Genomic DNA, 14,103 nt, shown 5'->3' on the forward strand with positions numbered 1-14,103 from the left:
TGTTTTCTGTTTTCCGCCCGATCACAAGCCCTGACATAAGTAAAAATGCCGCACGTCTTTGAGCGCCAGACACACTCGACCGCATCTCGGAAATTGAGCTTCCCTTGCTCCGGCGTCACAGAAGCCTTATGCACGAGCCGGACACCCAATTGTCAGTCGGATTTCAGCGCGAAAGGCCAGAGCCATGGCGAATTTTCTATATCAAAACGACCTCCCCGACGATCTCGATCTCGGGCCCGTGGTGGCGATTGATTGCGAAACCATGGGGCTGAACCCGCATCGCGACCGCCTTTGCCTCGTGCAGATGTCCGGCGGCGACGGCAACGCGCATCTCGTTCAGGTGGCGCGCGGTCAGACCGAGGCCCCGAACCTGTGCAAGATGCTGGCCGATCCGAATGTGCTGAAACTTTTCCACTTCGGCCGCTTCGACATCGCGGCGATGTATCATACCTTCGGCGCACTCGCGGAGCCGGTCTATTGCACAAAGATCGCTTCGAAACTCGTGCGCACCTTCACCGACCGGCACGGGCTCAAGAACCTGCTCGAGCAATTGCTCAAGGTCGATATTTCGAAATACCAGCAGATGAGCGACTGGGGCGCCGAGGAGCTGACCTCCGCCCAGCTCGATTACGCGGCTTCCGATGTACTCTACCTGCATCAACTGCGGGACAAGCTGAATGCCATGCTTGAACGCGAAGGACGCATGGAGATCGCGCAGTCCTGTTTCGATTTCCTTCCGACACGCGCCAAGCTCGACCTCGAAGGCTGGCCCGAAATCGACATCTTCACTCACTGACATTTTCTCTGACCGGAGCGTCGCGACATGACACAGCCCGTCACTTTTCTCGACACTGCCCGCCGTGTGATCCGACAGGAGGCCGATGCTCTCGATCTCCTTGCCGAGAGCCTCGGCGCGGAATTCACCGAAGCGGTTGAAACGATCCTCGCCGCAAAGGGCCGCACCATCGTCACCGGCATGGGCAAATCGGGCCATATCGCGCGCAAGATCGCGGCGACGCTGGCCTCCACCGGCACGCCCGCGCATTTCGTGCATCCGGCAGAGGCGAGCCACGGCGATCTGGGGATGATTGGCGATGGGGATGTGTGCCTCGTGCTGTCGAATTCCGGGGAAACGCCGGAGCTCGCGGATGTCATCGCCTATACTCGCCGCTTCAAGATCCCGATGATCGGCGTGGCTTCGAACCCCGACAGCTCGCTCATTCGCGCCTGCGATGTGGCTCTGATCCTGCCAAAAGCGCCGGAAGCTTGCGGTCATGGCATCGTACCGACCACCTCGACCACGATGACACTGGCGCTTGGCGATGCGATTGCGATTGCGCTCATGGAACATCGCGCCTTTACCGCCGACAATTTCCGAGTGCTGCATCCGGGCGGCAAACTTGGCGCGCGCCTGACCAAAGTCCGGGCGCTGATGCACACCGACATGCCGCTCGTGAGTGCCGAAACCCCGATGCGCGAGACACTTTCGGTGATTTCGGACAAAGGTTTTGGCGTCGTCGGCGTCGTCGATCCGGAAGGTCAGCTCACGGGGATCATCACCGATGGTGACCTGCGCCGTCATATCGACGGGCTTCTGGAAAAAACTGCGGGCGAGATCATGACCAAGGGGCCGATGACCATCACCGCCGATGCGCTGGCCGAAAAAGCCGTGGCGCGGATGGATGAGCGTGCGATCACCTGTCTCTTTGTGCGGGAAACTGCCGATGACGGGCGTCCCTGCGGGATTCTGAAAATTCAGGACTGTCTTCGCGCCGGGGTCGTGTAAGACGTCCTTATGGCGCGGTTCGACAACTCTTATTCCAAATTCGTGGCCTTTGCGAAGGTCGCCTTGCCGTTGGCGAGCCTTGCGCTTTTGGCAACGCTGTTTCTGTTTGCCCGCGGCAAGGAAATCGGCATGTCGATCCCCTATGCCGATGTGGATCTCGAAACCCTGGCCCGCGAACAACGCATCGAGGGACCGTCCTTTGCGACCGTCACTCGCGACGGGGCCCAGCTCGAGATTTCCGCCGATGTCGTGCGCCCGGACCTGTCGACCCCGGACGTGATCAATTCCACAATCGTGCGCGGTGCGCTCAGGATGCCCGACAATGGCTCCGTGACGCTCAAGGCCGACGATGGCGTGATCGACGGCCCCGCCCAGATCGCGGAATTGTCCGGCCATGTGGAGATCGAAACCTCCACCGGCTACACGATCACCTCCGAACGGATCGCAACACTTCTCGACGTGTCGAAGATCGAAAGCCCCGGAAGTGTCGAGGCGACCGGTCCCGCAGGCGATCTGACAGCCGGTTCCATGGAAATTTCACAGGATCCGGAGACCGACGCCTACCTTCTGGTTTTCAAGAACGGCGTGAAGCTGATATATCAGCCCTGATTTTCGAGGATTTGCACGTGCCCACCATCCGGACCCTTTCGCTCAGTTGCGCCCTGGCCCTTGCGCTCACCCTTCCCGGCCTGCCGTCGATGGCACAGGGCACGCAGATCGCCTTCGGGGGGATCAGGCACGACAGCGCCTTGCCCGTCGAGATCACCTCCGATCAGCTCAGTGTCGATCAGAACACCGGCAAGGCCATCTTCACCGGCAATGTGGTGATCGGTCAGGGCACAATGCGACTCGCGGCCCAAACCGTCGAGGTGATCTATGCCAGCGACACCAGCCAAATCGCCCGGCTTCTGGCCTCCGGTGGCGTGACCATCACCAACGAAGGCGAAGCCGCCGAGGCGCAGAATGCCGAATACGACCTCGAATCGGGCACCGTGACCCTGACCGGCAGCGTGCTTTTGACCCAAGGCAACAACGTCATGTCCGGCGAACGCATGGTGATCGATCTGAACACCGGCACCGGCCGCATGGACGGGCGGGTGAAAACCATCCTGCAATCCGGGGCCGATCAATGAGCGATGCCACAGGGCTGAAGGTCCGCAATCTGCGCAAAGGCTACCGCAAACGGACCGTGATCCGCGACGTCTCGCTCGATCTCGAACGCGGTGAGGTTGTCGCCCTTCTGGGGCCCAACGGCTCCGGCAAAACCACCTGTTTCTACACCATCGCGGGGCTCGTCATGCCGGAAGGCGGCGAAGTCACAGTCGATGGGCGCAACATTACACTTTTGCCGATGTATCGCCGCGCCAAGCTCGGCATCGGCTACCTGCCGCAGGAGGCCTCCGTGTTCCGCGGTCTCTGCGTCGAAGACAACATCCTCGCCATTCTCGAAGTCTCTGAAAGCGACCCGCTCCTGCGCCGCGAAAAACTTGAAGACCTGCTCTCGGAATTCTCCATCTCCCATCTGCGGCGCGCACCGGCGCTCTCGCTTTCGGGCGGTGAACGGCGGCGAGTCGAAATCGCGCGCTGTCTCGCGTCCGATCCCTCCTATGTACTGCTCGACGAACCTTTCGCGGGCGTCGATCCGATCGCAGTAGCGGAAATTCGCGGACTGGTTTCCGATCTTAAGACACGTGGCATCGGCGTCTTGATCACAGACCATAACGTGCAGGAAACATTGGGTATTATCGACCGCGCCTATATCCTGCACGACGGTCACGTCCTGATGTCAGGAACCAAGGAAGACATTGTCGCCGACGAAACCGTGCGACGCGTTTACCTTGGCGACAATTTCCGGATCTGAACGCGGGTTTCGATTGACATTCACCCGCATTCTGACGCCTTATAAGTGTCCAATGCGTGACGTAAGGATGAGAGTCTGCGCCATGGCACAAAAGAGCCACAGAGCGCCGGAAAAACGCCCCGACAGATTGTCCGGGTTCCCCCTCATTCGCATGCATTGTAATCCCGCTTTCAACAAAAACCCAGGACCTCGCATCCACGCCGGAGGAGGCGTTCAGGCGTAGGTCAAACAAAGAAGGAGGTATCTATGCGGTACCAAATCAGCGGAAAACAAATCGACATCGGTGAATCGCTTCAAACGCATGTGAAAACCGAGCTGGGCGTCGTCCTGGACAAATACGGACAACGTCCGACCGACGCGAATGTCGTGTTTTCCAAATCTGGGGCGGAATATGTTTGCGAGGCCGTGGTGCACCTGTCCTCCGGCCTGAACGCACAAGCCAGCGCAAAGGCTCATGAAATCTATGCCGCCTTCGACGAATGCGCCGAGAAAATGGACAAACAGCTGCGTCGTTACAAACGCCGCCTGAAAGATCACCACAAGGAGCGCACCGAGCCTGTTGAACTTTTCGGCGCTTCTCAGTATATCCTCGCCGCATCGGAACACGATGAGGATCAGGAACCGGAAACCCTGCAGCCGATGATCATCGCAGAGATGGAAACCAAGATTCCGACTCTGACGGTGGGCGAAGCGGTGATGCAGATGGAGCTTGCCGGGGCCCCTGTTCTTGTGTTCCACAAAGAAGGTAAGAACGGTGTAAACGTGGTCTACCGCCGTGCCGATGGCAACATCGGTTGGGTCGACCCTGACAACGCGAAATAATGAAACCGGCCCGCCTCGACGGGTCGGGGCGGGTAGTTTCAAATGAATATCGCAAAGATCTTGGATCCGCAGGCCATCAAGGTTGTGGGTAAAATGACGAGCAAAAAGCGTCTGTTTCAGGATCTCGGTGAGATCGCCGCAAGCGCATACGGCCTGTCGGAAAACGGCACGGTCGATGCGCTTCAGGCCCGCGAAAGCCTTGGCCCGACCGGTGTGGGCCATGGCATCGCGCTTCCTCACGCCCGCATCGAAGGTCTGGAGCGCGTTGTCGGCGCCTTCATGCGTCTCGAGAGCCCGATGGATTTCGACGCGGTGGATCGCCAGCCGGTCGATCTGGTCTTTGCCCTCTTCGCCCCGGCGGAATCCGGCGTCGATCATCTCAAGGCTCTGGCGCTCGTCTCCCGTACCATGCGCGACAGCGACATCTGCGCGAAATTGCGCGCCAACAACGATCCGGCGACGCTGCATGCCATTCTGACCGAAGGACCGGCGATCAAGGCCGCCTGAGCCTCCCCCAGTTCAGCCCCAGGGCTTGAACCCGAACATCATGTAATCCCGCTGATAGGCCGTGCGCACGGCCTCCTCGACCTCGTCGTCGTAAATCTCGGCGAGGGTGATCGGCGTATCCTGCGTCTCCTCCTCAACTAAAGGGGGCAGCTTGCCCAGCGCACCGGCGAGATGAGTGAGATCTTCGGCAAGATTTTCTTCACGCAGCACCATGTCAGGCAGGGAGAAGTCTGCGAATCCCTTGATCACCTCGGATTGCGACGCCCATGTGCCATCGACCCGGATCGAGGTCTGGCCATTGAGATTCCCACGCACGAAATCCGCAAATTTGATGAAGGCTTCGCGATGCTGATCCCGGCTATATCCCGCATCCGGACCGCTGATGGGCAAAGGCAATTTATAGGTCGCCCGCAGCGTTTCGCGGATGTCACCATAGGTTTGTCCCCCAACGTTCAGAATATATTCGCAAAACGTCCGGTGTAGCCGTTGAACCGGGTGAGAAATCACCGTGAAGCTGCGATGCCCCTTGTTCTGGCGTTTCCACTGACGCAGCGATTTCTGCGTGAACCCTTCTGTCAGCTCCTCCGGCGTCACCTTGTCGAGCGCGGCCATCCACGCCCGCACCGCGCCTTCAGGCCCGCTCCGGACCGGCATATAGAGCACGGATGTGGACTGACCCGCCACATAGGTCGGCACGGCCGGATGGCGACGCGGTTCAAAATTCGGCGTGTTCGACAGGTTGAAATGGTCGACGTTCGACAGGTCTGAGACCATTTCGGCGTAGTTCAAAACCTTGTCCTCAAGACGCGCCGGGTTCTGCACCTTGGTCTTTTGATTGGTCTTCGCGCGCTCTTCTGTGACGCCAAGAAAATGCGCCAAACCGTTGAGAACCTCGATGTCCTGAATGTCTTCGTAATTGATGTAAAATGCTGTCTGACCGGTGGTTTGCAAGCTCCGTTGCAGGAAGAGCTGAAACTCTTTCAGCGCGTCGAGCATCTCCTGAAACTCGCGCCTCTCAAATCGCACCTTGGCGGATTTGGCGTCCTTGAGGTCGCCCAACCGCCATTGCCCCGTCGCCCCGGCGATCTTGCGCGACACATAGCTTTCCAAAGGATTGCGCGTCAGGATGATCTTGGCGCAGCGCGGATCGCTCAACACATGGGCCAGGATGCGCGGATCGTGATCGTGAAAGAACCGGAATCCCGAAAGCCCCTCCGTCTCTGCCCGCATCCGCCCCAGCAACACGGTCGGATCGGCCTCCCGCATGACCATCGAAACACCCAGCATTTCCTTTTGGTTCGACTTGCCGATAAACGCTGGATTGAACACTTCGCCCCAACATTTCAACCCCAGATAGGAATTGACGTTTTCCTCGAGAAAATTGGACCCGGTCCGCATCTCGGCGAAAATCACGAAATAATCGAAAGGCTTGGCCATGTGTTCGTTTTACCAGCGTTACTTTACAAGATAGGGCCGCTTGTGTTCCCGCGCCCGCATGTCGGGCTCGGACCCCGTCGGGAAATCGCCCATGAGATGCGGCTTCATCCCCTGGTTCTTCAAATTTTGCAGGAATTGCCCGAAGCCCGTCAAATCCCGCATTCGCGGTGCCTCGGTCAGACGGCGGACATTGCGCGGGCCGATCTCATCGATGATCGCCTGCAAGGGCTCCATCTGGCTCTCGATGAAATCCGCCATGGTCCAGATCCGCACCCGCGCCTTAATATGCTGGGAGCGCAGAATCTCGAGATGCTCCGCCTCGATCCTCTGCAGGCGTGCGGCCTCACGTCGGATTTCCGAAAAGCTCTTGTTCGAGCGGAACAGGGCCACCGCCCAGGCACCAGAAATCACGGAAATCTGCGCATTGGGGTCAGTGGCGATCAGCCAGTTGATCGCCTGATTGTCGCGCGGACCGTACATGAAACATTGCCGCTCGCCGCGGGTATTCCAAATCAGTGACGTGAGAAAGCCGCAGGGGTTGTAATCGCGCAGGGTCGCATGGCTGGAGAGCGCACCGGAAAAGACCTTTTGCCCGCCGGAGAATTCCACCGCATCGGGTGCAAAAAGATGACCATGGACGCGCGCACTCACTGCCCGCGACAGCCATTCGTCGAAATTCTCGAACAGGTCCGAGAAGCCTTCGAACACCGAATAAGGCGCGCTGGTCTTGCCATGCCCCCTGCCATGTCCGGGCATCCGGCTTTGCATGTAAAGCCCCTCGCGCCCCATGATACGCCGCTCCACCGCCTTGGAGAAAATCCGGTCGATCTTGCCGGGGTTGGGCTCGCTCCCCTTCATCGGATTGCTGTCCGGGTTGAGGAAGGTCGCGTAGAGGCGTTCCGCCTTGGGCCAGATCTTGCGCGCCACGAAACAATCGGACCGCCGCAAAAGCTGTAGGTGGTCGTCGTAGAAAATATGCGGTTTGCCCTGATAGTCGAATTTCGACAGGGTCAGGGAACGGCTTTCGATATTGTTCGAATAGAGCCGCACGAGGGTCTGGTAATAGCTTTCGTCCGGGATCCAGACCTTTTTGAAATAGCCATCGTAGAGCTTACGATCCGGGTCTTCGAGGATGGCAGACAGGGTCTGACGCGTCAGACACCACCATTGCGAGCCCAGATGCGGCACCAGCCCGTCGGGGATCTTGCGCTTGTATCCGATCCTGCGCTGAAGCGCGACATAGCGGTCGAACAACCGCCGCTGCTTTTTCCACGAAAACGGGAAACGCAGAGTGAAGCGCTCGGAATCGAGCCCCCCCACGGTCCAAGGCACATCCTCGGTCGTCACGCTTTCGATGAAATTCGTCATCGGCCGCGCCGCGAGGTAGCGTTTCAGATCCTCAACCGGACGCAGCGGCAGGCAGGCTCCGGAGGACAGGTAGACATGTCGCGCCTCCGGAAAACGCGACAGCATCAATTCGGAGGCGTCCTGAGACGCCGCCACCAGGGACCATGTGCCCCAGTCACAGGCATGACGTTTGGAGAACAGCACATTGTCCAGATCGGAGAGGCTGTCGACGAAGGGTTGATAAATCTCTTTCTTCACCCGCCGGTCGACATGGATCACGACTGGACAGCCGTGGGTCGCCCAATGGCGTGCCACCTGCTCGGCCCGGTCGAGCGCGGTGTGCACCAACATCACGAAGCCGACCGTCATGCCCAGTTCCCCTTGGACATAAGGCCCAGAATTTCGAGCTGACGCCAGTTGATGTATTTCTCCGACCAGTTGCACCACAGTTCCGGGTCATCCTTGATCCGGTTGTGATAGGCGAGATATTCGCGCGAGCCGGCGTAATGCTGACGGCGCTGCAATTCTTCTTCGGTCTTCTGCACGAAGGTGTTGAGAAACTTCGCATGCAAAAGCGCACCGGAGGCCTTTTCCCCACCTTGCGTCTCATAGACGAAATTGAGCCCCCGCGGCAAAAGCATATGGGTCGAGTGCATGTAGGCATAATCGCGATGCCATTTAACCAGCGGAATCTTGTTCAGCGATGGCGCATTGAACGGATCGTCGTTGAAGAACAGCCGCGCACGAGGTCCCCCCTGAATCCAGAGATTGTAATACTCCGGGTTCATCGAAATCATGTAATTTCCGCTGTCGAACCATTCCGCAATCTCGAACGGGTTCTGCCCCTCACGATAGGGCTGCGCGTCGATCGGCCCTTTCGGATACATGTCGATCAGCATCGCCGAAAAACTGCGGAGGCCGGAATTGTCGAGCCAGTCGGTAAGCGCCGGGATCGGGCGGGTGTCGCAGAACGGAAAGACCAGAAACTCGTCCACGTCCACGGTGAGCGTCCAATGCCCGTGACAATGTTTTCGCGCGATCCAATTCATCCAATGCACACCGAACAGCGATTTGCGATAGCTCGCGGTGGTGTGCCAGATCGAGACATCTTCCTGCCCGAGAAGGAATTCGCGCGAGCCATCGTCACTGTCATTGTCGACGAACAGGAAATGACTGACCCCCATATCTCTGTAATATTTGAGAAAATACGGAAGACGAATGCGTTCGTTGCGCAGGGTGCAAACCACAAGAATATCGTCCGACCGAATGCGGGCCGTGTTGTCCTGAATCAGCATAAGCTCCCGGCGCGCCCGAAAGGCCCGCCAGAGCGCCTGTTTGCGCCTCAGCCGCATCCTATATTGCAACAGCCTGCTCACCGATCAGCCTTAATGTTCCCCGGGATCGAATATGGCATGGCTTTCGCATCTGACTGAGCCATATTCGTGTCTTTTGCGGTTCAATCTACGTGTTTACGCCAAAAACGTAAACAATTCATATTAAATGGCAAAACTGTTCCATCAGCCCCGCCAATCACCCCGCGCCATCAAGCCAAGTTTTTCCAGCTGCCACCAATCCTCGTAGGCTACGGAAGCTTCATGCCAGAGTGTCGGTCCCGCGATCAGCTCATCGTAATAGGAGCCGAACTGGTCGGGATCGGCGAAATGCTGGCGCCTTTCTTTTTCTTCTGCGGATTTTTCAACCACGATCGACAGGAATTTCGTATGCAAAAGAACGCCTGACAAATGCACCTGCCCCGGGCCGTCATAGGCCAGATTCAGCTTCTGCGGCAGCATTGCATGAGTCGAATTCACATAGGCATAGCGCCAATGCCACTTCACAAGCGGCAGCTTGTTAAGTGTCGGACCACGCCGACGATTCCGGGCAAAGAAAACGCGCTCGCGAACACCGCCCTGGACCCAGAGATTGTTTTTCGGCTTCTGCCTCTCACTGCGATACGGGCCTGCATCGAAATAACGCAGAACCTCTAGGGGATCCTGATCCGGCGCATACACAACCTCATTGATCCCTTCCTTCGGATACAGTTCGAGCATCAGCGCCCCCATGGCCCGGACATCGATGCTGTCCAGATATCGGGTCAAATCCGGCAAGGATCGGGTCTCATGGTAGGGGTAAATCAGCAATTCATCGGCATCTAGGGTCAGACACCATTTGCCATGCGCGTATTTCATCTGAAGCCATGTCGTCCAATCCAGCCCGAAGCGCGCCGCCTTGTAGCTGGCCGATGTCGACCAAAGCGACACGTCCGGCTGGCCGGACAAAAGCTGTGTCGTACCGTCAGAGCTGTCATTGTCGACAAAAAGAAAGTGGTTCACACCAAGTCGGCGGTGGTGGTCGAGAAAATACGGCAGGCGTTGCGACTCGTTGCGCACGACCGCGACACAGAGGATCGTATCAGGTCCGATGGCAGATGTCCGATTCCGAACGACACGCAATCTGTGCCGGGCGCGAAACGCCCGCCACAGCAAATATCGCCGCATCACCCGCAACTTGTAACTTTGCCAAACCCGGCTCAAATCCACCTCTTCCCCGAGATCGGGACGAGATTACGCGCTTTGCCGGGAAACTGGAAACCCGCATATACCAAAGGAGCCAAATGGCCCCTGTGGTGTGTCATTTTTCATAATGTCCGTTTTGGTGCCATCGCCAAGCATCGCCGATCATCTGCGCCAGGTTCGACCGATCCGGTCGCCAACCCAGTTCCGTGATCGCACGCTCGGACCCGGACACAAGTTTGGTACAATCGCCGGCGCGCCGGTCGCCCTCGACATAAGGCACTTCCTTGTTGGTCACCGCCCGCGAGTGATCGATCACCTCACGCACGGAAAACCCTTTGCCGGTGCCGAGATTGAACACCCGGCTGCCCTTGCCATCCTCAAGCCATTTCAGCCCCAGAACATGCGCGTCCACCAGATCGCAGACATGGACGTAATCGCGGATACAGGTGCCGTCGGGCGTGTCATAATCCGTGCCGAAAATCGTCAACGCCGCACGCTTACCGGAAATCGCGTCGAGCATCAGCGGGATGAGATGGGTCTCGGGCTGGTGGAATTCGCCCACCTCGGCATCGGGATCACCACCCGCCACGTTGAAGTACCTGAAAATCACCGACTTGAGACCGTAAGCCTGTTCGAAATTCTCCAAAATGTCCTCGATCGCCCGTTTCGAGGCCCCGTAGGAATTGATCGGAAGCTGAACAGAGTCTTCGTCCAACACCACATTGTCCTGGTCACCATAGGTCGCACAGGTCGAGGAGAAGACGAAATTCATACAGCCCGCCGCGACAGCCGCCTCGATCAGCGTCAAGGACCCGATGACATTGTTACGCCAATACTTGCCCGGGTCCTTCATGCTCTCGCCGACCTGCGAAAAAGCGGCGAAATGCATGACGGCAACCGGACGATACGCAGTGAAAACCTCATCGAGACGGGCACGATCCAAAAGATCTCCCCGCTCGAAGGGACCGAATTTTACCGCATCTTCCCAACCGGTCGACAGATTGTCGAAGGTTACAGGTACATAACCGGCCTCACGCAGCGCCTTGCAGGCATGCGAGCCTATATAACCCGCCCCACCGGTCACGATCACATTTCTGGTCATTACGGCCTCTTACTGAGCAGCGGCACGAACGGCGGAAAGTTCATCAAGGTATTCCTGAAGCTCATCGCGCAGATCGTCACGTGACAGGCCAAAGGCAATCGTCGCCTGAAGGAACCCGGCCTTGGAGCCGCAATCGAAACGCTGTCCAGAGAAGCGGTAGCCATAGACACCGCGCTCGGTCGCGATCTCGTCCGCGATCGCATCGGTGAGCTGAATTTCACCACCGGCGCCGGATTTCATCTGGTTGAGGTTCTTCATCACCGCAGGATCGAGGATATAACGCCCGATCACCGCCAGATTGGACGGCTCCGTCCCCGGCGCAGGTTTTTCGACCATGCCCTTTACCGACACGGTATCGCCCATGTCCTCTTTGATATCGAGAACACCATAAGAGGAAACCTTGTCCGTCGGCACTTCCATCGCGGCCACCATCGAGCCCCCGAGATCCTCATAAGCTTCGACCATCTGTTGCAGACAGGGTTTTTCCGCCGCGATCACATCGTCCGGCAGGATCACCGCAAAGGGCTCCTTCGGGTCCAGCAGGCGACGTGCGCACCACACGGCATGGCCAAGCCCCAAGGCCTTGTGTTGACGAATATAGGCAATGGCTCCGCTGTCCATATTGGTCGATTTGAGCACTTCGAGAAGATTGTCTTTGCCCTTCCGGCGCAGCTCCTGCTCAAGAATAGGAGAATGGTCGAAATAATCCTCAAGCGCGCCCTTGCCGCGCGAGGTGACGAAGATGAATTCCTTAATCCCGGCGGCGCGCGCCTCGTCGATCGCATATTGAATCAGGGGACGATCGACCAAGGTCATGATTTCCTTCGGAATCGATTTGGTTGCGGGCAAAAACCGCGTTCCAAGACCAGCCACCGGGAAAATCGCTTTGGTCACTTTGCGTGTCATCTTGTCTCCTTCGGCCCTTACTCACGAGCCAATCAAATTGCTTTCACCAGCTCTGACCTTACGCTCTCGAAGGCCGCGGGTCAGTATCATCCATATGTATTCACACAGGAATGCTACGGATTTGCAACCCCAGCCGCCACCGACCGATAAGCCGACGTATTTTTTGGGCAAATTATTGCCCGTAAAAGTATTTCAGGGCACCGTCAGGCGAAGTTCATCTCTGCCAGCATGGACTCGATCCGCGGCACATCCTCGGGGTTGTTCAGTTCCCAGAACTGCCTCCCCCGCGCCTCCACCTCGACGCAGAGCACCGGACGCTCCCGCTCGAGAAAGCGCAGCTGTTCAAGACCCTCGAGTCGCTCGAGCGGCCCCATCGGCCATTTCGGATAAGCGCCCAGCGCCGAAGGACGATAAGCATAAACCCCCACATGGTGAAACACCGGGGTCTCGTCCAGATCCGCATAGGTTTCGGAGGTGTAGGGAATCACTTCCTTAGAGAAATAGAGCGCTTTGTGATCCGACCCGAACACAGCGGTGGTGCCACCGACCCGACCCGCCCGACGATCTTCAAGAAACCCGTTCAGCGCCCGCCCGTCGCAGCGCAAGACAGGAGTCGCCACTTCGGCGGTCGGATGCGCTCGCAGACCTGCCACAAGATCCTCAACGAACCACGCGGGCGTCAGTGGTGCATCGCCTTGCAGGTTGACGATGATATCATAGCCTCCACCGAGGTTTTCCAACGCCTCCGCGCAACGTTCCGTGCCATTGGCACAGGATTCGGAGGTCATCACCACCTCAGCGCCAAAAGCCTCCGACGCCTCCCGAATACGGTCGTCATCGGTGGCCACCACAACCCGGTCCACACCGCTCGCAGCCACTGCGGCCTCCCAGCTACGACGGATCAGCGACTTTTTCTCTCCGGTCGCCCCGGTCAACTCGACAAGCGGCTTGCCCGGGTAGCGGGTTGAGGCGAAACGGGCGGGGATAACGATCAGGACAGACATTCAGGCGTCTTTCAGCTCGACACCCGGCGCATAGGCGATGAAGAACGGATTGGCATAATCCGGCTTGCCATAGGTCAGAGGCGTATGATCGTCGAACCGCACGACATCGCCCCCCGCGCCCAACAAAACAGCATGGCCCGCAGCGGTGTCCCATTCCATAGTCCGCCCGACACGCGGGTAAAGATCGGCCTCACCGGTGGCGACCAGACAGAACTTGAGCGACGAACCCGCCGATTTGCTGTCCTTCGCCTTGTATTTGGCGAGGTAGTCTTCGGTTGCCTGATCACGGTGCGATTTCGACGCCACGATCATCAGCGCCTCATTGTCCGGCGTCGAGACCGTGATTTTCTTCATCTCGCCGGTCGCGTCCGCGACAAACGGCCCGATTTCCTCATAGGACTGACCGGAGGCATCCGTGATGAACAGCCGGTCTTTCGCAGGCGCATAGACCACACCGCGCAGCGGCACACCCTTTTCGACATAGGCGATATTCACCGTAAAATCGCCCCGGCGCTTGACGAACTCTTTCGTCCCGTCGAGCGGATCGACGATCAGGAAGGTGTCCGCCTTGAGATCATGCGACGCCGCCTGTTCTTCGGTGATCAGCGTCACATCGGGAAAAGCGGCGCGCAGACCGGCCGAGATCAGCGCATCGGCGGCTTCATCCGCCTCGGTGACAGGGCTCTCGTCGGATTTGGTTTTGACCTCGAAATCGTCCGCATTGTAGATGTCCATGATCTTCTCACCGGCCTCGATGGCCAGCCGACGCATCACCGGGACGAGTTTGTCGAAATCCATATCCTGCTCCTGTCTGT

General features: G+C 58.2%; 15 protein-coding genes. 7 read left to right on the forward strand and 8 right to left on the reverse strand.

From position 1 onward, the window contains the following. Positions 1–184: 184 nt before the first annotated feature. The 7 genes from V1471_RS14295 (at position 185) to V1471_RS14325 (ending at position 4,976) form a co-directional block, all read left to right on the forward strand. Complete coding sequence (locus V1471_RS14295; RefSeq protein WP_434289690.1) at positions 185–796, forward strand: ribonuclease D; 612 nt, start codon at positions 185–187, stop codon at positions 794–796. Between the two features lie 27 nt (positions 797–823). Then, positions 824–1,786 carry a KpsF/GutQ family sugar-phosphate isomerase gene (locus V1471_RS14300; RefSeq protein WP_434289691.1) on the forward strand — a complete coding sequence of 321 codons (963 nt, stop codon included), beginning with the start codon at positions 824–826 and terminating at the stop codon, positions 1,784–1,786. 9 nt (positions 1,787–1,795) lie between these two features. After that, on the forward strand, positions 1,796–2,395 hold the full coding sequence (lptC, locus tag V1471_RS14305) for an LPS export ABC transporter periplasmic protein LptC (protein ID WP_434289692.1): 600 nt from the start codon (positions 1,796–1,798) through the stop codon (positions 2,393–2,395). Between the two features lie 17 nt (positions 2,396–2,412). Next, positions 2,413–2,919: a lipopolysaccharide transport periplasmic protein LptA gene (gene lptA, locus V1471_RS14310; protein WP_434289693.1), complete on the forward strand. Its 507-nt coding sequence runs from the start codon at positions 2,413–2,415 to the stop codon at positions 2,917–2,919. Continuing rightward, complete coding sequence (gene lptB, locus V1471_RS14315) at positions 2,916–3,647, forward strand: LPS export ABC transporter ATP-binding protein (protein ID WP_434289694.1); 732 nt, start codon at positions 2,916–2,918, stop codon at positions 3,645–3,647. The genes lptA and lptB overlap by 4 nt, the downstream gene beginning before the upstream one ends. Positions 3,648–3,893: 246 nt before the next feature. Next, positions 3,894–4,469 (forward strand): ribosome hibernation-promoting factor, HPF/YfiA family, encoded by a 576-nt coding sequence (hpf, locus tag V1471_RS14320; RefSeq protein WP_434289695.1) that lies wholly within the window; start codon positions 3,894–3,896, stop codon positions 4,467–4,469. Positions 4,470–4,511: 42 nt separating this feature from the next. After that, positions 4,512–4,976, forward strand: a complete 465-nt coding sequence (locus V1471_RS14325; RefSeq protein ID WP_434289696.1) for a PTS sugar transporter subunit IIA — start codon at positions 4,512–4,514, stop codon at positions 4,974–4,976. Positions 4,977–4,988: 12 nt separating this feature from the next. Here V1471_RS14325 and V1471_RS14330 read toward each other — a convergent pair whose 3' ends face one another. The 8 genes from V1471_RS14330 to cysQ all read right to left on the reverse strand — a co-directional run bounded on the left by V1471_RS14330 (position 4,989) and on the right by cysQ (position 14,086). Further along, entirely contained in the window at positions 4,989–6,413 is a 1,425-nt protein-coding gene (locus tag V1471_RS14330; RefSeq protein ID WP_434289697.1) for a nodulation protein NodH, read from the reverse strand. 18 nt (positions 6,414–6,431) lie between these two features. Continuing rightward, positions 6,432–8,129, reverse strand: coding sequence for a DUF5927 domain-containing protein (locus tag V1471_RS14335; protein WP_434289698.1), 1,698 nt, complete (start codon positions 8,127–8,129; stop codon positions 6,432–6,434). Beyond that, positions 8,126–9,112, reverse strand: coding sequence for a glycosyltransferase family 2 protein (locus V1471_RS14340; RefSeq protein WP_434289699.1), 987 nt, complete (start codon positions 9,110–9,112; stop codon positions 8,126–8,128). The genes V1471_RS14335 and V1471_RS14340 overlap by 4 nt, the downstream gene beginning before the upstream one ends. A 165-nt stretch (positions 9,113–9,277) precedes the next feature. Further along, on the reverse strand, positions 9,278–10,300 hold the full coding sequence (locus V1471_RS14345) for a glycosyltransferase family 2 protein (protein WP_434289700.1): 1,023 nt from the start codon (positions 10,298–10,300) through the stop codon (positions 9,278–9,280). Between the two features lie 91 nt (positions 10,301–10,391). Continuing rightward, positions 10,392–11,378, reverse strand: a complete 987-nt coding sequence (galE, locus tag V1471_RS14350) for a UDP-glucose 4-epimerase GalE (RefSeq protein ID WP_434289701.1) — start codon at positions 11,376–11,378, stop codon at positions 10,392–10,394. Positions 11,379–11,387: 9 nt separating this feature from the next. After that, positions 11,388–12,284 carry a UTP--glucose-1-phosphate uridylyltransferase gene (locus tag V1471_RS14355; protein WP_434289702.1) on the reverse strand — a complete coding sequence of 299 codons (897 nt, stop codon included), beginning with the start codon at positions 12,282–12,284 and terminating at the stop codon, positions 11,388–11,390. Between the two features lie 203 nt (positions 12,285–12,487). Then, positions 12,488–13,288, reverse strand: coding sequence for a 3-deoxy-manno-octulosonate cytidylyltransferase (locus tag V1471_RS14360; RefSeq protein WP_434289703.1), 801 nt, complete (start codon positions 13,286–13,288; stop codon positions 12,488–12,490). Beyond that, the gene (gene cysQ, locus V1471_RS14365) at positions 13,289–14,086 is read right to left on the reverse strand and encodes a 3'(2'),5'-bisphosphate nucleotidase CysQ (protein WP_434289704.1); all 798 of its coding nucleotides are present in this window, start codon (positions 14,084–14,086) and stop codon (positions 13,289–13,291) included. It lies immediately after the preceding gene. Positions 14,087–14,103 lie beyond the last annotated feature (17 nt).

This window comes from Celeribacter sp. SCSIO 80788, assembly GCF_051054295.1.
Classification (GTDB): Bacteria; Pseudomonadota; Alphaproteobacteria; order Rhodobacterales; family Rhodobacteraceae; genus Celeribacter.